This is a genomic window from Luteococcus sediminum, from assembly GCF_054783495.1.
Genome location: NZ_BAAGQL010000001.1, coordinates 180,289 through 200,338, shown reverse-complemented (window position 1 = coordinate 200,338; position 20,050 = coordinate 180,289). Strand labels below are relative to the sequence as shown.

Genomic DNA, 20,050 nt, shown 5'->3' with positions numbered 1-20,050 from the left:
CCCTGCGAGTCTGGAAGTGCAGGGGGCGCGCCATGGTGACCTTCTTCCTCCGTTGGAATGACCGGCGGTATGTTACCGGTAACAAGAAAGACTGTAGCGCAAGGTTGTTACCGATAACAATGGTTTCAGCGCACTGATTTCGCGGCGGCCGTGGACGCCCGCACGACGAGCTCCCCCGCGAAGGAGTACTGCTCCACCGAGGGCCCGGCGCCCAGGTACTGGCCACCCACCAAGGCCTGCACCGCACGACGCCCCATGGCGGCGAAGTCGATGGCGACGGTGGTCAGCGCCGGCGCGTAGAAGGCGCTCTCGCGCAGCCCGTCATGGCCGGTGATGCTCACCCGTTCGGGCACCGCGATCCCGCGTTCGCGCAGCCAGGCCAGGGCCCCCAGTGCGATCTGGTCGCTGGCCGCCACGATCGCCGTCGGCAGCTCACGGCCTGAGAACTGCTCCATGGCCCGGTAGCCGTTCTCCGCCGTCCAGGGCCCGCGGGAGGCACCACGATCCTCGAGCCCGAGCACCGCGACGGTGTCATGGAAGGCGGTGGCGCGGTTGCGTCCAGACGACCAGTCCTCCGGCCCGCCGAGCAGGAAGAAGTCCTCGTGGCCCAGCCCTGCCAGATGCCGCACGGCCAGTGACAGCGGATGCTGCAGCGCCAGCGGATGGCCGCTGGGAAGGTGCGGCTCCACCTCCAGCACCCACGGCGTCTGCAGGGAGCCCATGTCCATCTGCTCCATCACCTGGTCTGGCGGCGACAGGACGACCACACCGGCCAGCGAGGCACGATTCATCATCTGCAGGGCCGAGGTGAACGAGTCCGCATCCCCCACCTCGGCACGGATCATCTCCAGGATGTGGCCGCTCTCGCGCGCCGCCTCCGCGGCACCCGCCAGGACCCGCTGCGGCGCCCAGTCGTCCACCTCGAAGACCAACGCACCAATGCGCCGGGGCTGGCGGGAGGCCAACTCGCTGGCCGTGTCGTTGAAGCGGTAGCCGAGTTCGGCGATCGCCTGCTCCACCCGCTGCTGGTTCTGGGGGCGCAGTCGATCCCCCCGCAGATAGCGAGAGACCGTCATGTGGCTCACCCCGGCCCGCTCTGCCACCGTCCAGATCGTCGGGCTCGAACCGTCCGGCTGCTTCTTGTGGGCCACTGCCACCCTTCCTGCGCTCGGACTCACTGCTGACGGGGCGCCACTCGCCGCCGGCATGGCCAGACGAGTGCGCATCGCGTCCCAGCATAGGTTGCCGGCCCCACCTGCCCGCGCAGGCCCGGTTCGACACACCCCAACGCCTCTCGACAGCGGTCCGGGGGGGGTAGCTTGCAGCAAAGGATCCCCAGCAGAGGAGACGCCATGAGCCCCCACAGGATTGCGTGGATCGTGACGATTCCCCTGACGCTTGCCTGGGCGGTGCTGGCAGGCCTGGACCTCACCCACGGCGGAGTGTCCATCACAATCGCGGTCGGCGCCCTCATGGTCCTGGCCATGCGTTTCCTGCACGCACACTCGCCGCTGGCGGCATGGTCCGTGGTCTGGCTGGCCGTGGCCACCTGCTTCGCGACGGTCTTCCGGTGGGAGGGTGACTCGTGGACGCTGCTGTTGGGTTTCGCCGCGCTCGTCGCCAGCCTCGCCACCGTCGCCCTGGTGGCCGTGGTGAACCTCGGCCCGTGGAACCCGGTCGTGGCGCGTCACTGACACCCCCGGGCCCCCACTGCAAAAACCCGTGGCGCTGGTCACACCGTATGGCTGAGACTGGCCGGCATGACCGACGCTGCCCTGCTTGCCCTCTACGATTCCCAGCTCCGCGCCGAGGCCGAGGTGGCCGACGCCGACGAAGTCGCCAAGATGGGACCGGTGTGGGCAGCGACCTTCCCGGGGCGCGGGCGCGGTTTCGTCACCTACTCGCACGTCCCTGCCGGGACTGATCTCGACGCCCTGATCCAGGCCGTCATCGAGCACTACCAGCGCGATCCGCGGGTGGACCACTTCGAGTGGAAGACCCGAGGGCACGACGACCTGCCCGCCCTGGACGAGACATTGCGGCGCCACGGCTTCCGCTTCGAGGAGCCCGAGACGGTGATGGCTGGCCCGGTGGAGGCTGCCATTGCCGCCGCCACTCCCCCGCCAGCTGGCCACATTGTCGAGCGCGCCGCGACGGCTGACGCGATCCGGGAGGCAGAGACGCTCGCCGGTCGCGTCTTCGGGGACACCGCCGAGCACTCGTCCCGACGCGCCGATGAGCTCGTCAGGCGCTTCGAGGACGATCCGGGCAGCTTCGAGATGTGGCTTGTCAGGGATTCCGCGGGTGAGGTGGTGTGTTCGGGGCGGGTCGACTTCGTCGCCGGGACAGACTTTGCCGGCCTGTGGGGCGGTGCGTGTGACGAGCGGCATCGAGGCTTGGGGCTCTATCGGGCGATCACCGCCGCCCGCGCCACGTCGGCCAGCGCCAAGGGCTACCGCTACCTGCAGTCGGACTGCACGGAGTTCTCCCGACCCATCCTCGAACGGGCTGGGCTGGTGCCCATCACCACGACGACGCCGGCGGTGCGGACCCTTCAGAGTCGTCAGGCAACCTGCTCGGTTTCGTGGACGGTCTAGGGTGGCGGGCATGGAATCGCTCTCGACGCTGCGCAACCCGGTCGTGGTCATCGCCTTCGACGGCTGGAATGACGCCGCCGATGCCGCGAGCCATGCCGTCGAGCATCTCGCCCAGACCTGTCGGGCGACCATGGCCTTCGAGATCGACGGTGAGGACTACTACGACTTCCAGGTGAACCGGCCGCGCGTGCAGGGCATGGATGCCGACGAGCGCACCATCACCTGGCCGGCGGTGCGCTTCGCCGTGGCCCACCTGCCCGAACGCGACCTGGTGCTGGTCAGTGGTCCCGAACCGAACCTGCGCTGGAAGTCCTTCAGCCAGACCGTCGTCTCGGCGCTGCGCAGCATCCAGCCGGCGCTCGTCGTCGTGCTCGGCGCCATGCTGACCGATGCCCCGCACTCGCGACCACTGCCCGTCACGGGCACCGTCAACGACCCGGTCCTGGCCTCGCGGCTGGGCCTGGAGCCGTCCAGCTACGAGGGTCCCACCGGCATCGTCGGCGTCGTGGCGGACGCCGCCCGGCGTGCCAACATGCCGGTCGTCTCACTGTGGGCGCAGGTACCGCACTATGTCGCCGACTCCCCCAATCCCAAGGCCACCCTCGGCCTGCTGGGGCAGCTGGAGGACCTGCTCGACGAGAGCCTCGACCTGGGAGACCTGCCCGAGATGGCACTGGCGTGGGAGCGCGGCGTCAACGAGCTGGCCGCCGAGGACCCGGACATCGCCGAGTACATCGCACGGCTGGAGGCCGCCCAGGACGAGGAGGGCCTGCCCGCCGCGACCGGCGACTCGATCGCCGCCGAGTTCCAGCGTTACCTGAGGCGGCGCAACCAAGGTCGCTGACTCGCCCTGTCGGGACGGGTCAGGACTCGTCGCCGTGGAGCTCGCGAAGGAGCGCGGGCGACGTGCCCGCCCACGCCTCGCGCTCGGTCAGATCAACTCACGCTGCTCCGCGACCGGCATCACCAGCGGCTCCTGCTCCTCGTCGAAGAGCACCTGCTGGAACCACGACGGCCCTTCGTCGGGGCGCACCACCAGCGCGACACCACCCACATGGTCCTCCAGCGCCTGCAGCATCTTCTGCGGCGTGGCCAGCAGCAGCTGGAAACCGAAGTCGGCAAAAACCTGCAGGCAGGCGCGGGTGAAGCGCGGATCGGTCTTGTCGAAGGCCTCGTCGAGCACCACCAGCGCATACTCCGGCAGCCCGGTCCCGTCATGGGCCAGCTGGTAGCGCAGCGCCGCGGCCAGGCAGAAGGTGACCAGCTTCTGCCGCTCGCCTCCCGACAGGCCACCCGACCCCTCGAAGGCGTCCACCTGGGTGTCGGTCTCGTCGACCACCACGGCACGGAAGTCCACGTGGCGCCGGGTGTCGAGCACCTGGTTGCGCCACTCCACGTCGGCCGGCTCCTGCGAGGCCAGCCGGTCCAGCAGCTCCTTCATGGTGAGGAAGCGCTGCTCGGCCCGCTGGCGCGACTCGGAACTGTCGTCGGCATCCATCACGTCGTCCAGGGACCCGGCAGTGATCTGGCTGAGAGTGTCGAGGAAGGCCCGCACCTCGGGCAGGTGCCGGTCGCGTACCTTCACCTGCAGATGCTTGCCCGGCGCGTACTCGGTCTCGCGCAGCGAACGGTTGATCGGCTTCACCCGGGTGCGGATCAGCTCCCGGCTGGCCCGCACGCGGCTGGCCAGCTCGCCGACATTGTTGCGCGACTGGGTGGCGAGCATCCCGAAGAAGCGGCCCTCGAAGTCGGGCAGTCCGTCGTCGAGCAGGCGCCGCAGGATCGCCAGGTAGTCGTCGGCGGCGGCGATGCCGGAGGCCAGGTTGGCGCTCTCGGCGGGCCATTCGCGTCGGTAGTTGTTGATCGCCTGGGTCATGGCGCCCGCGGCCTCGGCCAGTTGCTGGCCGGTGAGCAGCTGCTCGGCCGCCAGCTGCTGGGTGGTCTCCATCGCGCGGGCATCCACCTGGGTCAGGTCCTCACCCAGCGGCCGGCTCTCGGCCAGCTCCTCGAGGACCTCGTCGGGGAGCTCCGCCGATTCGGACAGCTCGCGCTCCCAGCCGGCCACCGACAACTCCAGCTGCCGCACCCGGCCGTGCACCTGGGCGTGCTCGGCGGCCACCTGACGCGCCCGCAGCTCTGCCTGTTCCCGCCGCTCGGTGCACAGCTGTAGTTCCTGCTGCGCATCCACCAGTCCCTCGGTGGTTTCCAGCTGCAGCTGGAGTTCCCGGCGGGCCTCGTCGAGGGCGGTCGTTGCGGTGATGACGTCGAGCTCCGCCCAGCTGGCCTGCTGCAGCTCTCCGAGCAGCTGGATTCGCTCGGCGAGCTGGCGGTGGGCGGTCCAGTCCCGGTCGGACGACTCGATCGCGGCGTCGACGGCCTCCTGCGCCGCGGCCAGGGCCTCCTCGACGGCGGCACGCTTGGTCTCGACGCTGCTGCCGAGCAGCCACTGGGTGCGATCGGAGATGCTGCGCCGGTCGTCCTTCTCGTGGCGGCTGGCGGTGTGCTTCACCTGGCCCTGGCGGGTGACGCCCCGCGCCACCCGGGACAGGGCAGCGCTGTCCTCCACGCAGGCATAGTCGAAGCGCTCGGCAAGGTGGGCGGCCAGCCAGTCGTGCTGCTCGCCGTCAGCCACCAGGACGCGGCGCACGAGCGAGTCGGGAGCACAGTCCTGCGTCCCGCATTCTGCGGCCTCCGTGGTGCGGGCGTAGACGAGCCTGCTTCCCAGGTGGGTGCGGTCGACGACGGCCGAGACCTCGCGGTGGAGCTCCTCGGGCACCAGCAGGGTCTGGGCGAGCGGACGCAGCACCCGCTCGATCGCCCCCTGCCAGTCGGCATGGGCGGTGTCGACATCGAGCAGCTCCCCGGCGAAGGGCAGGCGTGCGGCATCCACGCCCGTCTCGCGGCACAGCAGCTCGCGCACCGCCAGCAGGTGCGGGCTCATCGCCGACCCGGTGCTCAGCGAGTCCAGCTCGGCCTGCAGCCGGTCCCGCTCGCGCTCGGCCTCGCTGCGTCGCGAGACGCTGGCGCGGGCCTGCACCTCCGACGCGGCCAACTGGTTGGCCAGCTCGTCGCCGTCCAGCGAGGCCTGCCACAGCTCGAAGGCCGCGGCATCGTCGGGCACCTCCAGCCCGGCGCGGGCGCACTGCGCGGCCAGCCGGGCCCGGGCGGCCTGGGCCTGCTGCAGGCCCTGCTCGCGCAGCGCGACGATCTGTTCCAGGCTGCCAAGGTCGGAGCTGATCCCGTCGACCCGGCGCTGCGCCTGGTCACGGGCCTCCCGCGCCTTCTGCTGCTCGTCCTCCACGCGCCCCATCTCCACCTCGAGGGCATCCAGCCGCTCGGTGGCTTCGTCCAGCGCGCGCGAACCCAGCCGGTGGCGGGTGCGCAGCACGTACTGGCCCAGGTGGCGCGACTGCTCCTCCAGGCGAGCCGTGCGCTCCTGGGCCTCGCGTGCCACCTCGGCGTGCTCGGACAGGGGTTGCAGGCACTCCACCTGGCGCCGGGTGTCGACCACCTGGGCATGGGCGCTGGACAGTTCGACGAACTGGTTGACGGCCTCCTCGGCCAGGGCGAAGGTGTCGGGCCGGTCCAGCATGAAGTCACGCAGCAGCTGGTTGAGGTTGTTGAGGTTCTTCGCCGACTGCGTCTTGTGCAGCAGCTGCAGGGCCTGTTCGTCGCGGAATCCAAGCCGTCGCTGCATCCGCGCGCTGAACTTGGGGTGGTTGCGGTCGGCGAACCAGTCGGGATGCTCGGCGTGCAGGGCGCGCACGTTGACGCCATTGGCGATCGCCGGGGCCAGTGAGCGCAGGTCCACCTCCTCGTGGGCCACCACGTACAGGTGGGAGACGTCGGAGGGGCTGTTGGTGCCGGCCGGGATGTGCAGCAGGTGCACCAGCGAGGTGATGCGGCCGTCGGCGTGCGCGTAGGTGAGCGCCACCCCGCTCCAGGTGGCCACCTGCGGGCGCAGGTAGCCGGTGACGATCTGGTCGGTGGCCTCGTCGGTCTCGCGGCGGTAGGCGCCGCGCACATAGCTGGCGGCATTGCGCGACTGGTCGCCGCGGTCGCCCTGCTGGGCGGCCGCGTTGAAGCGCAGACTGGCCGGCGGCACCAGCAGGGTGGCCATCGCGTCGAGCAGGCTCGACTTGCCCGAACCGGACTCGCCCGTGACCAGGAGCCCCTTGCTGGGCACCTCGACGCGGTGGTAGCCGTCCAGCGTGCCCCAGTTGGCCACCTGGATGGTGCGCAGTCGGTGTTGCTGGTGCATCAGCCCTGCAGCTCCTCGTCGGTGTCGTCGTTCTCGTCCGCCTCGTCCGGTTCGGCCGACAGGTCCAGCCCGCCGTCGCCGCGGTCGCGCAGCTCGGCCAGGTCGCGGGCCACCGCCGCCAGCTCGTCGGCGTCGAAGGCCACCGCCAGCACCGGCGAGATCTCGAAGCGCTCCGGCTGGCTGGTCAACAGCAGGACGGCGGCCTTGCGCATCTTCTCGATCGCAGCAGTCACCGCGCGGGCGAAACCGGCCAGGTTCGTGCTGGCCTGCGGACGGTAGGCGGCCAGCGCCTCCTCCAGCTCAGCGCGGTCGACGAAGACCCGGCCCGAGACGTCGACATCGTGCAGCAGTCGCTGACGAAGGTCCAGCAGCAGCGCGGTGTCGAGCAGGCCCAGGCGCAGCTGGCGCACCACTCGCGGGGTCTCCACCTCCAGCTCGGCATTGTGGACGAAGGCCAACTGGCGCTCCAGGTCGACGACCATCTCCAGGAACATGTTGCCCAGGTGCAGCTCGATCGCGGCGCGGTCGCGCAGCAGCGCCCGCCACAACTCCGGCTGGCGCGCCGCCGACAGGTAGGGCCCGCGGACCAGGGCGATGATGGCGCGCCGGGTGTCGTCGGCCAGCCGTCCGCGGTCGCGGCTGCCCAGCTGGTGCCGGGCCAGCTGGTCGTCGTCATTCGTGCGTGGCTCGCTCACCGGTTCTCCTCGTCGTCCTCGAGCGGATGGTGCTGGCTGGAAGGCGGCGCGCTGGTGAAGACCTGGCGCACCACCTGGGCGGCCCGCGCCGCCCCGCCGGCGCTGGTCCAGCGCACCGTCTCGGTCTGGTCGGTGGCCTCGCCGTGGGTCTGGGCCAGCAGCAGCAGGCCCACCACCGAGGCGAGGCCCTGGCTGGCGCCGTGCAGGCTCAGCACGTCGGCCACGCTCGCCCCCGGCCGCACCGCCAGGGTGCGCGCCACCAGTTCTCCCAGCTCCTCGAAGTCGATCTCGCTCTCCCGGACGCGCTCGCGCAGCGCCGCCATGTCCACCGGGCCGGTGCTGGCGCTGGTCAGCGCGGCGGCCGAGCGCATGGTGCCCGGGCTGTAGGGGCGACGGGCAGCGATCGAGTCGACCGGGACGGCGGTCAGGTCGAGGGTGACGCCGCTGGGACGTCGCGGGCCGTGGCGGCGGGTGAGGTCCAGCAGGATCCCCTGGGCCTGGGTGATGGTCTGGTCGAGTCGCTGTTGGTCGGCCCAGGCGCGGGAGTGGACGAACTGGCGCAGGCTGCGCGACAGGGAGGTCATGGTGTCGCGCACCTGCGCCGACTCGCGCTGCAGGTCGGCCAGCAGATCCTGCAGCTGCAGCCGCTGGTGGTGTGGCAGGCCACGCGCGAAGCCGCGGCCCAGCACCTCGTCGACGGCCTCGTCGAAGGCCTCGCTACGGCTGGGGTCGAGCAGGATCGCGTAGAAGGCGCGGAAGGTGCGCCCGGCCTCGGAATGGTCGACGGCCTCCACGCCGCTGAAGGTGTCCTCGAGGACCTCGCTGGAACTGCCCTGGCTGCGGATGATGCGCTCGCGCAGGTCCCGGTTCAGGCGCTCGACGTCGGCACTGACCCGAGCGAAGTCACGTGGCAGGTCCACCACCAGCGACACGATCTCCTGCAGCCGCTCCCGGGCGGTGTGGTCGTCGAGCGGTTCCAGCCCCACCCGCTCGGCATGCTCGATGCGCTCGGTCAGCACGTCGCGCTCGGCCACCATCGCGGCGATGCGACGGCTCTGGTCGGGATGGGTGTCGCGGGCCAGACGCCCCACCTGCTCGATGATGCTCGACAGGCGCGACGAGGTCAGCGCCGAACGCTGCGTGGCCGACTGCTCCAAGTAGGCCAGCGCCGTCGCGGCCCCCACCGACAGCTCGACGGTCTCGTCGCCGTCCAGACTGGGCCGGCGCACCAGCCAGCGGCGCTCGTTGACCCATTCGGCCAGGTACTCCTGCGGCGACTGGGGCAGCTCGAAACCGGCATCGCGCAGCTCGTCCAGGTCCTCCTCCAGCCCGAGCAGGAAGTCGCTGACGGCCACCACCCGGCGCTCCCGGGTGAAGCGCGAGGCCAGCACCGCGCTGATGGCGGGGAGGTTGTCGGCCCTCAGCAGCGACAGCGACGCGTCCTCGCGGGTGCGGGCGCGTACCTGCACTGCCCGCTGGGCCACCTGCGCCATGCCACTCCTCCCGGGTCCCCGCGGCCCCTTCGGGCCAGCCACGCAACTCTTCCACATCCCTGTGACACTTTTCCTGTTCGACACGAGAGACCAACCACAGCCCAGCAGGGAGCCCCCATGCACCGCCGATCCATCCGCACCGCCCGCCTCACGGCCCTGGCCATCTGTTGCCTGGCACCGCTGACCATGGCCACCACCGCCCGGGCTGGTGACAACGACGTCCAGGGCCTGGGGCCGGTCGGCACGGCCACCATGCACGGAGATGCCCAGTCCAGCGACACCACCGCCAGCCCCGGGCCCGGCCGCGGTCCGCTTCGGTCCACCTTCCGTGCCAAGGCGGCAGCCTGCCCCACGATCCTGGCTGATTCCCAGGGCCGCATCTGGTCGCTGTGCACCGAGGTCTTCGGACGAGCCCCCGTGGTGAACCTGCTCGATCCAGCCACCGGTGACACGCTGGCCTCGCTGCCCATCACGAAGGGCGCGCTGCTTGGAGGCGTCTACGCCTACCTCGACGACGCCGACCGGTTGGTCCTGGTGGACGGCACGCATCGTCTGCGACGGATAGCCGCCAGCACCGATGTCGCCGGCCGGGCGCGACTCAGTACAGCCGCGAGCCTCGACCTGTCCGCCTTCGTCACGGGCACGGGAGCCACGCCCACCGACGCGGTCGTCGGGCTGGTGCCGGATCGTCACGGCCACGTCTGGCTGGCCACCCGCGAGGGCAAGGTCGGCGTCCTGGATCCCGCCTCCGGGGCGGTCTCGACGGTGACGTTGCCATCGGGTGAGCGCATCGACAACTCGATCTCCGCCTCGCCCCGCGGCGTGGCCGTGGCCACCTCGCACGCCCTCTACCTGCTCGACGACGCCGACGGTGCACCCACGATCCGGTGGCGCCGCGCCTACGACCGCGGCACGGCACGCAAGCCGGGACAGCTGAGCTGGGGCACCGGCGCCACACCCACCTTCCTCGGCCCCGACGGCAGCGACGAGTACCTGACCATCACCGACAATGCCGACGGCCAGGAACACCTGCTGGTGCTGCGCACCGCCGACGGGTCGACTGTCTGTGAGCCCGCGATCTTCCGCAGGGGTGCCTCCGGCACCGAGAACTCCGCCATGGGCCACGGCCGCAGCATCATCGTCGCCAGCACCTACGGCTACCCCTATCCGGCGCTACCGGAGGGCGCCGGAAGATCGGTGCCCTCGTCGGCGCAGTTCACGGTCGGCGGGATGGAGCGTTGGGAAGTCACGCCCGACGGATCGGGCTGCAACCGTCGCTGGTCGAGGCCGGTGCTGTCCGCGGCGGTGCCGCGCTGGTCGCTGGCCGACGACACCATCTACACCATCGAACGGCCCGCCCCGCTGGGCATCACCGGCACCATCTTCAATGCCATCAGCATCGACGCCGCCACCGGGGCCACCACCTCGCGCACCGCCGTGGGGTGGAGCGGGCTGCGCGACAGCCTCCAGATGGTCGGCACCATCACCCCGCAATCGGTGTGGTGTCAGGGCACCATGACCGGCGTGCTGCGGATGGACCGCAAGGCAAAGCCCACACTTCGGCCTTGGACCATCTCTGTTGGCGTGATCATGATCCACCTGGACCGCGTGCGCTGCCTCGATACACCCTCTGTCGGGGGTGCCTGCATCCACGACCGTGTGGCCGGTTGCCGCATGCGCTGACCGGCTGCCTCGGGCAAGGAGGCGGGCATCGAGATCAAGACGGTGCCCACCGATCCCGCCCAGTGGGCCACGGGGATCAATGGCAACAAGTTCGACCTGGTCATCTCGGGCTACCGCAATGACGACCCCTACGGCGTGCTCAACCTGTCGACCTTCCACGACTCGACCAGCCCCGACAACATCACCCGCATCGGCAGCGCCGAGGTCGACAAGAAGATCGCCGAGGTCAATGCCATGTCCGACCCGAAGGAGCAGTTCGACAAGGCCAACGAGGTCGAGGTGGAGGCGATGAAGAGCTACAACATCCTGCCGATGTACAGCGGCCCGTCCACCTATGCGGTGCGCAAGGACCTGGCCAATGTCGGCGCCACGCTGATGTACTCGCCGCTGCCCGAGGAGATCGGCTACACCAAGTGAGCTGAGTGAGGGTGCCCGCTCAGTGCCGGCAGGCCTCGACCGCCTTCTCGCGCAGGTCGCGCACCATCTGGTCGGGGTCGCCTGCGCTGTAGACGGCCGAGCCGGCGACGAAGGTGTCGGCGCCGGCCTCGGCGCAGCGCTCGATGGTCTCCAGCGAGACACCGCCGTCGACCTGCAGCCAGATGTCCTGGCCGGTGGCCTTGACCAGTTCGCGGGTGCGGCGGATCTTGGGCAGCACCAGGTCGAGGAACTTCTGGCCGCCGAAGCCGGGCTCGACGGTCATCAGCAGCACCATGTCCAGCTCGCCGAGCATGTCGGCATAGGGCTCGATGGGGGTGGCTGGCTTGAGCGCCATCGACGCCCGGGCGCCCTGCGCGCGGATCTCGCGGGCGGTGCGGATGGGTGCGTCGGAGGCCTCGACGTGGAAGGTGACGCTCTCGGCACCGGCCTCGGCGAAGGCCGGTGCCCAGCGGTCGGCATTGGCGATCATCAAGTGGATGTCGAGGAAGGCCTCGGTGCGCTGGCGGATGCTCTCGACGACGGGCAGTCCGAAGGTCATGTTGGGCACGAAGTGGTTGTCCATCACGTCCAGGTGCACGCCGTCGGCGCTGGGGATGCGGGCGATCTCGCCGGACAGGTTCGACAGGTCGGCGTTGAGGACGGAGGGTGTGATGCGCATGGCCATGGGGGGAGCCTATCGGCCGTGCCACGATGGAGGTCCGTCACACAGGAGGAACCATGCACCTTCCCGCACCGGAGATCCCCTTCACCGGATGGCAGCCGATGTCCACCGACGAGGTCCTGCAAGTCCTGTCCGCCCGCGCGGTCGAGGGACGCCCGAGGATCGTGGCCGTCGACGGCCGCGGGGCGGCGGGCAAGACGACCCTGGCGTCCGACCTGGCCGAGCGGGTGCCGGGTGCCGTCGTGGTCCACTCCGACGACCTGGCCTGGCACGAGCCGCTGTTCGGCTGGGCCCACCTGGAGCACCAGCTGCTCACCGCCGCCCGCGCCGGCCAGGAGGTCCACCTGGTGCCACCGCAGTGGACGGCCCGCGGCCGGGAGGGATCGATCGACGTGCCGGCAGGAAGCCCGCTGGTGGTCGTCGAGGGCACCGGCGCCGCCCAGTGGGCCGTGGCCGACCTGCTGGATGCGGTGGTGTGGGTGCAGTCCGACTTCGAAGAGGCCGAGCGACGCGGCATCGAGCGCGACATCGCCCAGGGCGTCAACGGCGATGCCGACGAGACCACCGCCTTCTGGCATGCGTGGATGGCCCATGAGCTGGACTTCTTCGCCGAGGACCGGCCGTGGGAGCGCGCCGACCTTGTCGTCGCCGGGAGCCCGGTGGAGGCCGCGGAGCTGTTGCTGGCCGACGACGAGCGCGCGGTGGTAGTCACCCCCCGCACGGACGGACCGGCAATGCCGGACCGGCCCCAACACGGACGCGAGTTCGACGTCGTGGTGCACGGTGCCACCGGATACGTTGGGCGCCTGATCGCCGCCGAGCTGGTGCGTTCTGCGCCCAGGGGCACCCGGATCGCGCTGGCCGGCCGCAACCTGGACCGGCTGCGCGCCGTCGCCCAGGAGCTGGGGCACGCCGATCTGCCACTGCTGGTGGCCGACAGTTTCGACGCCGACGCGCTGGCGGCGATGGCCCGTCGCACGGCGGTGGTGATCGCCGTCGCGGGCCCCTACGTCAAGTACGGCATGGCCCTGGCCGGGGCCTGCGCCGGGGCCGGCACCCACTACGTCGACCTGAACGGCGAGGTGCTCTTCGCCCGTGATGTCGCCGACTCCTTCGACCAGGCCGCCAGGGCCAGCCGCGCGACGCTGGTGAACTCGTGCGGCTTCGACTCGATCCCCTCCGACCTGGGCGTGATGCTTGCCGCCGAGGCCGCCGCCGAGCGCGGGGAGCAGCTGCTGGGAACCACGATGCACCTGCGTGAGCTCTCCGGCGCAATGTCCGGCGGCACCATCGACGCGCTGCGCACCCAGATCGACGCATCCCGCCACGGTGTGCGCACCCCAGGACGCTCGTCCTCCGACCCCTATGCCCTGAGCCCCGACCGGGCGTCGGAGCCGCAGCCGTTGCGGCACCGCAACAACCTGGTCTGGTTGGAGTCCTCGGCCGAGGTGAAGGAGTTCAGCGCCCCCTTCTTCATGGCCCGCTACAACGAGCAGCTGGTGCGCCGCAGCAATGCCCTGATGGGCTGGCGCTATGGCCGAGCCTTCCGCTACCGCGAGGTGCACGACACCGGCCGCGGCCTCAAAGGCCTGGTCCGGGGCATCGGCATCGCCGCCGCCCTGCCCGCCTTCGTCGCGGCACTGGCGACGCCCGGGCTGCGGCAGGTGGCCGACCGGGTGCTGCCCGCGCCCGGCCAGGGCCCCAGCCCGGAACAGCGGGCCCGCGGCCACTTCAGCATCGAGGTCCACGCCGAGACCACCGGTGGCGCACGGATCGTCACCACAGTCTCCGACCGGCGCGACCCCGGCTACGAGGGCACGGCGGTGATGATCAGCCAGGCCGCGCTGGCCCTGGCGGCGGGCGAGGCCCTCAGGGCCGGGGTGGCAACGCCGGCCAGTGCGCTGGGCACAGCCCTGGTCGAGCGGCTGCGCGTCCAGGGCTTCACACTTCAGGCCCGGGTCACCACTGCCAGCTGAGCTGGTGCATGCCGGCGGCTGCCTCGGGAATGATGAACTGCGCCACCTGGCCGGAGACCACTGGCTGGGTGGGCTGTTCGACGTCCTCGTCGCCGCCGGGCACGCGCAGCTCGTACTGCATGGCGCTGGGCATCTGTCCCTCGAAGTGGACTTCGAGCACCGCTCCTCCACCACCCGCTTGAGGCCGTAGCCGATGCCCGGCGCGGGTTTGGAGCGGGCCTGCTCGACACTGTGGGCCACCAGCACCTTCTGGCCTCGCTCCAGCGGCTCCTGCAGGCCGAACTCGAAGGCCATCAGGTCTTCCGCCAGGGGCACGGTGCGGATCAGCTGGCTCAGCAGGCCGTCCTGGCGGACGCTGGCAGTGTCGCCGCTCTCCAGCAGGATGGACCAGCGCTGGGCCCCTGCGCGCTGCCGTCTGCAGCATGCGCGTCTCGAATCCTCGCTCGCGGCGGTCCGCGCCGATGGTGACGATGTGGTGCACGGTGTGGTGCCGCCACCACACCGAGGTTGCCAGGCCGTGCTCCTCGATCGCCTCACGCAGAAAGTCCTCGCGGCCGAAGACGCGGTCGAGCCCATGCTCGCGCACAGTGTGTGACAGGCTGGACGTGAGCCAGCCCGGCGGTGTTCCAAGGATCTCCTTCGGAGCCTCCACCACCGCCACCGAGCGGCCCCGGGTGGGGGCCGAGCGTCCCGAGGACCAGTAACTGAGCGTGGCCAGTGAGACGGCCAGCTCGCGCTCGGCCAGCTGGTCCCTGATCCGCGACAGGGTCAGGCCGGAGTTCACCAGTGCCTCGCGCAGCCGTGCCGCGAAGTCCAGCGGATGGTCCATCGTCATCACTCCACGTCGCCTTGCCCGCACGCTCTTGGCATCCCTGCAGATGGACGGCAGGCCACACGGCATCCCGCTCCCAGGGACGGCGGGGTGTCTGGAAGGCGATTCTGGAAGGCGATGACGGGGCGGGCCTCACATCCGCGCAGCTGGACGGTGTGATTCAGCGTCGGCGCAGCAGCGCCAGGAACATCGCGTCGGTGCCGTGGCGGTGGGGCCACAACTGCACGAAGCGTGAGTCGGTGTGCGCGGCGGCACCGTCCACCTCGGGCAGCAGCGACGGCGCGTCGAGGACCTCGACGCGATCGTCGACCACCTGGGTGACGATGGCACTGGTCTCGGCCTTGTGCGGGGAGCAGGTGACGTAGGCGACCACGCCGCCGGGGGCGGCCGCCTCGATCGCGGCATCCAGCAGCTGGGCCTGCAGGTCGTACAGCTCATGCACCTCCTGGGGGCTGCGGCGCCACCGGGACTCGGGGCGGCGTCGCAGCGAGCCCAGCCCGGAGCAGGGCACGTCGGCCATCACGCGGGTGAAGCTGCCGGGCTCCCAGTCGCCGGCGGTGGCGTCGCCGGTCACCACCTGCCACTGGTTGACCGGATAGGCCATCAGCGCCTTGCGCAACAGCTCGGCGCGGTGCTCGTGCAGTTCATTGGCCAGCAGGGTGGAGCCGTCCTGCTGGGCCAGGCCGGCCAGCAGTGCCGCCTTGCCGCCCGGTCCGGCGCACAGGTCGAGCCAGCGCCCCTGGTCGGTCTCGACGCGGGTCAGGGCGAGGGCCACCAGCTGCGAGCCCTCGTCCTGCACTCCGGCTCGACGCTGGCGGACCGCAGGGATGTCGGAGGGGTTGCCCTCGCGCACGACGCCAAAGGGCGAATACTTGGTGGGGCGGCCGCCGTCGGCCAGCAGTTCGTCGCGCTCGGCCAGCCCGGGTCGCACCACCAGGCTGGGAACCGGCGCGACATTGTCGGCCTGCAGTGCCGCCTCCAGCTCGTCGGCGGGCAGCACCGCAGCCCAGGCGTCGACGATCCAGCGTGGGTGGCCGGTGCGCAGCACCAGCGCGCCGAGTGTGCCCATGCCCTCGGTGAGCTCGTCGAGCCACTCGTCGAGGTCCTTGCGCGCCACCTTGCGGATGATGGCGTTGACGACGCCGGTGGTGCGCTCCCCCAGCGCGACACCGGCCAGGTCCACCGAGGTGGACACGGCGGCGTGGGTCGGGGTGCGCATACCGAGCAGCTGATGGGTGCCAAGGCGCAGCACGTCGACAATAGCGGGCTGCAGGGAGTCGAGGCTGCGCCCGGCGGCGGCCTCGATGATGCGGTCGTAGGTGCCCTCCCAGCGGCAGGTGCCGTTGACCAGCTCGGTGCACAGGCCGGCCTCCTGCGGGGTCAGGTCGTGGGCGCGCTGCTGGTCGGCGAGCGCCAGGTTGGCGTAGGCGCCTGAGGAGTGGACGTCGCGCAGCGTGTCGAAGGCGGCCATCCGGGCCAAGTCGATGAAGCGCTCGGGCGGCAGGTCGCGACGGCCACGGAAGTCCTTGCGGGGACGCTGCTGGTTCATCGGTTCTCCTCGTGGTCGCGCTCGAATCCCTCGGGCAGGGCGTGCATGCCGCGCGCCCAGTCGGCGCCGGCCATCTGCTTCTTGCCGAAGGCCTGCACCTGCACCAGTTCCAGCACGCCGTCGCCGGTGCCGACGAGCAGCTGGCGCTTGGTGGCGTGCAGGGCGCCGGGGAACAGGGTTTCCTCCTGGAGGCCTTCGGGCAGGCTGGTGGCGGGGGTGGCGAGCAGCACCTTGAAGCGCTGGCCCTCCAGCATGGTCCAGGCGCCGGGGTTCGGGTTGGCGCCGCGGACGAGGGCGCCGATCCGCGCGGCGGGCTGCTGCCAGTCGATGCGGGTCTCGTCGACGGTGATCTTGGGGGCCAGGGTGATGCCCTCGTCTGGCTGCGGCGTCGGTGTGGCGCCCGCGGCGATGTCGGCGAGGGTCTGCACCAGCAGCTCGGCACCGCTGTGGGACAGGCGCTCCAGCAGGTCGGCGGAGGTGTCGAGTGCGCCGACGTCTTCAGTCAGCGTGCGGTAGACGGGTCCGGCGTCGAGTTCTGCGACGAGCTCGAAGACGCTGGCACCGGTGATGGTCTCGCCGGCCATGATGCTGCGCTGTACGGGGGCCGCACCGCGCCAGGCGGGTAGCAGCGAGAAGTGCAGGTTGAGCCAGCCATGGGTGGGGATGTCGAGCACCTTCTGGGGCACCAGGGCGCCGTAGGCCACCACTGGGCAGGCCTCGGGTGCCTTGGCGGCGAGCCAGGCGATGAAGTCCTCGTCGCGGGGATGGGTGGGCTTGACCACCTCGAGGCCGAGCTCCGCGGCGCGCACGGCGACCGGTGAGGGCCGCAGCTTCTTGCCGCGTCCCGACGGCGCGTCGGGACGCGTCACCACGCCCACCACCTCGTGCCCGGCGGCCACGAGGGCATCCAGACTGGGGACTGCAGGGTCCGGGGTTCCGGCGAAGACGATTCTCACCGCTCCAACCTACCGGGCATCAGACGACCCCTCGCCGCACCGAGGGCAGTGATGGGCCGCGAGCACCTGCTCAATGCTCCAACCCGCCCAGCCACTGGCCTCCCCGCCCCCCTTCTGCCCGCCTGCCCACCGAGGGCGGTGCCAGGGCTTGGGCAGTGGGGTCTGTCAGAGCTGGGCGGTTGTCAGGGCTTGGGCAGTGTCAGGTGACGCGTTGACGTGCAGGCGCGTCGGGGCGTCCGAGGTCGATGGTGCGCGACGGGGTGACGAGGTAGCGGTAGCCCAGCGGCGATTGCCACAGGAAGTGACCCGGGAGGGGTTGGTGCAGGGACCAGCCGCCGTGGGTCTTGGCCCGGTGCACCTTCCGAGTGAGCGGGCCAAGGTTGTCGGGCCTGGTCAGTGGCTGTGCCGGTGGTGCCGACGGCGGCGATGACGGCGCGCTGTTCGAGACCGCGTCTCCGCCGGGCGGACTGGCCGGGGTTCCGTACCCGTCGGGCGGGCCGGTTCTGGACCTGCCGACCAGCCCGGAGACCGTTCCCACGCCCGCCGACACGGACGGTGACCGGGTTGGAGCCATGGTTGGGCCCGTGGTGCTGGGCGGTGGCGTCCACGCGATGGTGTGGTCCAGGTCGAGACCGGCGGAGCGCCTGGTGGAGCCGGGGAAAACCTCATAGGGGTTGCGGTACTCGATCGCCTCGCGCATCGTCGGCGGGCACTCGTAGGAGTCCGACGGCACCTGGTGGTTGGCGTCAATGACGGGCCGGACGGTGATGCGATGGCCGGGGAGCAAATGGTCGAGCCACTCGGCCAGCAAGGGTTGGAGTTTCGCTGCCCTGGCCGGGCCGCTGCCGGCGACGAGCGTTTCGTCGCTGATGTGGACGACGAGGTCCGCCCGTGGTTCGAGAGCTGTGAGCTGCGCCGGTGTGAGGGCCGGAAGGTCGATCATCCGAGCGTCGTGCAGGATCTGGGCGAGTGGCGCCTCGCCGGGCTCGACCTGGGCAACCCTTTCACCGTCGCAGCTGGCGTCCTCTCGGGTGCCCTCGACTGGCTCAGGGTTAGGCGCCGCGGCCGAATCGCTCCTGCGATCCTTGGCCGCACAGTGGTCGATGGGCAGCTCGTCCAGGAGGTCAGCCTGCAACAGGTTCAAGGCACGAGCAGGCGAGGCCAGCAGGCCGAGGGCCTGGGCGCGACGGGCGTCACGGCCACCCGGGGCACCGCCGGCAGCCAGGACCTGTGAGACTTTCTCGACTGCAGCCTCCAGACGCAGGCCGTCGGGCGCGTCCAGGACGGCGTCGACGCCGGCCACCCCATCTACCATCTGCCCGATCCACACCCCACGTGAGTCCAGGGCCGACTGGCGTCGTTCCTCCGCCTCCTCGACGGGAAGGTGTACAAGCACGAGCCCGTCGACGAGCTCCTGCACTCGCCTCAAGGTCATGCCGACGACCTGACGGGCCAGCTGCAGATCCACCAGACCAGCCGCGTGCGCGTCCAGGACACGAGTGGCGCTCGCCATCTGGCGTCCGTGCCAAACCGGAACCCGGCCCTCCAGGACCAGGCTCCAGACGCGCGGCAACCGGTGGCGAAGATCGAGGGCATCCGCGATGAGTGACTTCACCGTCACGTCCCGCAGGTCGAGCACTGCAGCCAGCTCCAAGGTGCAGAACTCGGCCACCTGCGGGGTGCCGTCACCACCGAAGCCCACCATCCGCTGCTGCCCGGGCAGCACGTGCATCGGCACGTCGACGTGTCCGTAGAGGTCCGCGAAATGTACGGCAAGGACCAGCTCCTCGACCTCCAAGGACCGCCGCCTGGCCTTGATCTGCTTGAAGGCCTCGACCGTGGAGACGGCATCGTGCGGCAGGTCGTTCGTGACCGTCAGCGTCATGACCTGCCCCCTCCCCGAGTGACTGATTCGATACTTCATTGTATCGAACATGTGATCGAAAACAAGTGTTTGGGGAAACCTTCGGCGTGCGATCCGAATGGCAAGCGCGCTCACGCAGGTACTGCAGGAAGAGCTGGTGAACGGAACCGCCCCGCCGTCCGCCCTTTCATCGCGCGACAGCTGCGTGAGCATCCTCAACAAAGGCTTCGGCTGGTGGCCGGAGCCGCGGTGGGATGGCCCGATGCTGGAGCTGCCGGGGCGGCGCCACCTGGTCTTTTCTGGGCCACCGGGAGACCTGCGTCAGTGGCCCGGATGCGATGAGCTTGGCAGTTCAGGGCAGTCGGCGTCTCTGATGTGGCCCTCAGATCGCAGCTGGGTTCTTGCCACGGAGATCGATTGGGACTTCACCCTGCTCGCATCCTCTGCGCGCGTGCGTTCATGGCCGAGTTCGCCAAGTTCACCGCCGAAGATCAGTGCACTGAGGGGTCGCTGAGGCACTGACGGTGGCCCGGCTTCCTGGGCTCCAGCAGCGGGGAGCCCGCCATGTCTGGTTCTTCGCCAACACCCGCAACCGGGCTTCGCTCGCCCTCCACGCACGGATCGGATTCCGCGAGATCACCCGCGACTTCACGATCCCCACAGTGAGCTTCGCCGGTGGTGAAGGAGTGCTGGCCCAGTGGGATGCCGAATCTCGTGCGTGACACATGCCGTTCCACCAAGATCACGGCCGCAATCCCTGTCATGCGGCGTTACTGGAAATCCCAAGGACGAGGAGGTCAATGATGAACCCAGCCAACCGCTCCGCCAGCCTGGTGCTGTCCGTCATCGGTCTGCTCGCCTGTTGGCGTCTGGCCTTCCACTGGTTCCCGGAAGAGCTTGACCGCGCCGGTTGGACCCCGACGGCCGTCACCCAACTTGTCGGTCTGGTCGTTCTTGCCGCACTCATGGTCGTCGGTCCCATCCGACGAGCCCTGCGGCGCACAGCTGCCGCCTGACCGGAAGGGCCACACCCTCCAGCCAGGCT

At 70.5% G+C, this 20,050-nt stretch carries 18 protein-coding genes; 9 read left to right on the top strand and 9 right to left on the bottom strand.

Features of this window, described 5'->3' with window-relative positions; genetic code table 11:
• Window positions 1-125: 125 nt before the first annotated feature.
• Window positions 126-1,151 (bottom strand): LacI family DNA-binding transcriptional regulator, encoded by a 1,026-nt coding sequence (locus ACYVKA_RS00895; RefSeq protein ID WP_460702208.1) that lies wholly within the window; start codon window positions 1,149-1,151, stop codon window positions 126-128.
• 201 nt (window positions 1,152-1,352) lie between these two features.
• Here ACYVKA_RS00895 and ACYVKA_RS00890 point away from each other — a divergent pair, with 201 nt between their 5' ends.
• The 3 genes from ACYVKA_RS00890 (at window position 1,353) to ACYVKA_RS00880 (ending at window position 3,441) form a co-directional block, all read left to right on the top strand.
• A complete protein-coding gene (locus ACYVKA_RS00890) occupies window positions 1,353-1,694 on the top strand; it encodes a hypothetical protein (RefSeq protein WP_460702206.1) in 342 nt (113 codons plus the stop codon).
• Window positions 1,695-1,760: 66 nt separating this feature from the next.
• Entirely contained in the window at window positions 1,761-2,597 is an 837-nt protein-coding gene (locus ACYVKA_RS00885) for a GNAT family N-acetyltransferase (protein ID WP_460702204.1), read from the top strand.
• A gap of 10 nt (window positions 2,598-2,607) precedes the next feature.
• The gene (locus ACYVKA_RS00880) at window positions 2,608-3,441 is read left to right on the top strand and encodes a PAC2 family protein (RefSeq protein WP_460702202.1); all 834 of its coding nucleotides are present in this window, start codon (window positions 2,608-2,610) and stop codon (window positions 3,439-3,441) included.
• Window positions 3,442-3,528: 87 nt separating this feature from the next.
• Here the strand turns inward: ACYVKA_RS00880 and ACYVKA_RS00875 are convergent, their stop codons facing one another.
• The 3 genes from ACYVKA_RS00875 to ACYVKA_RS00865 are packed head-to-tail and all read right to left on the bottom strand — an operon-like array spanning window position 3,529 to window position 9,046.
• Window positions 3,529-6,858 (bottom strand): ATP-binding protein, encoded by a 3,330-nt coding sequence (locus ACYVKA_RS00875; RefSeq protein WP_460702200.1) that lies wholly within the window; start codon window positions 6,856-6,858, stop codon window positions 3,529-3,531.
• The gene (locus ACYVKA_RS00870) at window positions 6,858-7,553 is read right to left on the bottom strand and encodes a DUF4194 domain-containing protein (protein ID WP_460702198.1); all 696 of its coding nucleotides are present in this window, start codon (window positions 7,551-7,553) and stop codon (window positions 6,858-6,860) included. Before ACYVKA_RS00870 ends, ACYVKA_RS00875 begins: the two co-directional genes overlap by 1 nt.
• A complete protein-coding gene (locus ACYVKA_RS00865; RefSeq protein WP_460702196.1) occupies window positions 7,550-9,046 on the bottom strand; it encodes a DUF3375 domain-containing protein in 1,497 nt (498 codons plus the stop codon). Before ACYVKA_RS00865 ends, ACYVKA_RS00870 begins: the two co-directional genes overlap by 4 nt.
• 117 nt (window positions 9,047-9,163) lie before the next feature.
• On the opposite strand from ACYVKA_RS00865, the gene ACYVKA_RS00860 reads away from it, so the two are divergent.
• Together ACYVKA_RS00860 and ACYVKA_RS00855 are read left to right on the top strand one after the other, a co-directional pair.
• Complete coding sequence (locus ACYVKA_RS00860; RefSeq protein ID WP_460702194.1) at window positions 9,164-10,729, top strand: NHL repeat-containing protein; 1,566 nt, start codon at window positions 9,164-9,166, stop codon at window positions 10,727-10,729.
• Between the two features lie 42 nt (window positions 10,730-10,771).
• Window positions 10,772-11,146 (top strand): hypothetical protein, encoded by a 375-nt coding sequence (locus ACYVKA_RS00855; RefSeq protein ID WP_460702192.1) that lies wholly within the window; start codon window positions 10,772-10,774, stop codon window positions 11,144-11,146.
• Window positions 11,147-11,165: 19 nt separating this feature from the next.
• On the opposite strand, the gene rpe is transcribed toward ACYVKA_RS00855, so the two are convergent.
• The gene (gene rpe, locus ACYVKA_RS00850; protein ID WP_460702190.1) at window positions 11,166-11,831 is read right to left on the bottom strand and encodes a ribulose-phosphate 3-epimerase; all 666 of its coding nucleotides are present in this window, start codon (window positions 11,829-11,831) and stop codon (window positions 11,166-11,168) included.
• A gap of 53 nt (window positions 11,832-11,884) precedes the next feature.
• Here rpe and ACYVKA_RS00845 point away from each other — a divergent pair, with 53 nt between their 5' ends.
• Entirely contained in the window at window positions 11,885-13,804 is a 1,920-nt protein-coding gene (locus ACYVKA_RS00845) for a saccharopine dehydrogenase NADP-binding domain-containing protein (RefSeq protein ID WP_460702188.1), read from the top strand.
• On the opposite strand, the gene ACYVKA_RS00840 is transcribed toward ACYVKA_RS00845, so the two are convergent.
• On the bottom strand, window positions 13,788-13,964 hold the full coding sequence (locus ACYVKA_RS00840) for a hypothetical protein (RefSeq protein ID WP_460702186.1): 177 nt from the start codon (window positions 13,962-13,964) through the stop codon (window positions 13,788-13,790). The genes ACYVKA_RS00845 and ACYVKA_RS00840 overlap by 17 nt on opposite strands.
• Window positions 13,965-14,186: 222 nt before the next feature.
• Here ACYVKA_RS00840 and ACYVKA_RS00835 point away from each other — a divergent pair, with 222 nt between their 5' ends.
• Complete coding sequence (locus tag ACYVKA_RS00835) at window positions 14,187-14,399, top strand: hypothetical protein (RefSeq protein WP_460702184.1); 213 nt, start codon at window positions 14,187-14,189, stop codon at window positions 14,397-14,399.
• A 397-nt stretch (window positions 14,400-14,796) separates the two neighbouring features.
• Here the strand turns inward: ACYVKA_RS00835 and ACYVKA_RS00830 are convergent, their stop codons facing one another.
• The 3 genes from ACYVKA_RS00830 to ACYVKA_RS00820 all read right to left on the bottom strand — a co-directional run bounded on the left by ACYVKA_RS00830 (window position 14,797) and on the right by ACYVKA_RS00820 (window position 19,026).
• Entirely contained in the window at window positions 14,797-16,185 is a 1,389-nt protein-coding gene (locus tag ACYVKA_RS00830) for an RsmB/NOP family class I SAM-dependent RNA methyltransferase (protein ID WP_460702182.1), read from the bottom strand.
• Window positions 16,182-17,141 carry a methionyl-tRNA formyltransferase gene (gene fmt, locus ACYVKA_RS00825; protein WP_460702180.1) on the bottom strand — a complete coding sequence of 320 codons (960 nt, stop codon included), beginning with the start codon at window positions 17,139-17,141 and terminating at the stop codon, window positions 16,182-16,184. The genes ACYVKA_RS00830 and fmt overlap by 4 nt, the downstream gene beginning before the upstream one ends.
• A 199-nt stretch (window positions 17,142-17,340) precedes the next feature.
• Window positions 17,341-19,026 (bottom strand): DUF222 domain-containing protein, encoded by a 1,686-nt coding sequence (locus ACYVKA_RS00820; RefSeq protein ID WP_460702178.1) that lies wholly within the window; start codon window positions 19,024-19,026, stop codon window positions 17,341-17,343.
• A gap of 503 nt (window positions 19,027-19,529) precedes the next feature.
• Here ACYVKA_RS00820 and ACYVKA_RS00815 point away from each other — a divergent pair.
• The gene (locus ACYVKA_RS00815) at window positions 19,530-19,727 is read left to right on the top strand and encodes a GNAT family N-acetyltransferase (RefSeq protein ID WP_460702176.1); all 198 of its coding nucleotides are present in this window, start codon (window positions 19,530-19,532) and stop codon (window positions 19,725-19,727) included.
• An 81-nt stretch (window positions 19,728-19,808) separates the two neighbouring features.
• Complete coding sequence (locus tag ACYVKA_RS00810; RefSeq protein ID WP_460702174.1) at window positions 19,809-20,021, top strand: hypothetical protein; 213 nt, start codon at window positions 19,809-19,811, stop codon at window positions 20,019-20,021.
• Window positions 20,022-20,050: the final 29 nt, after the last annotated feature.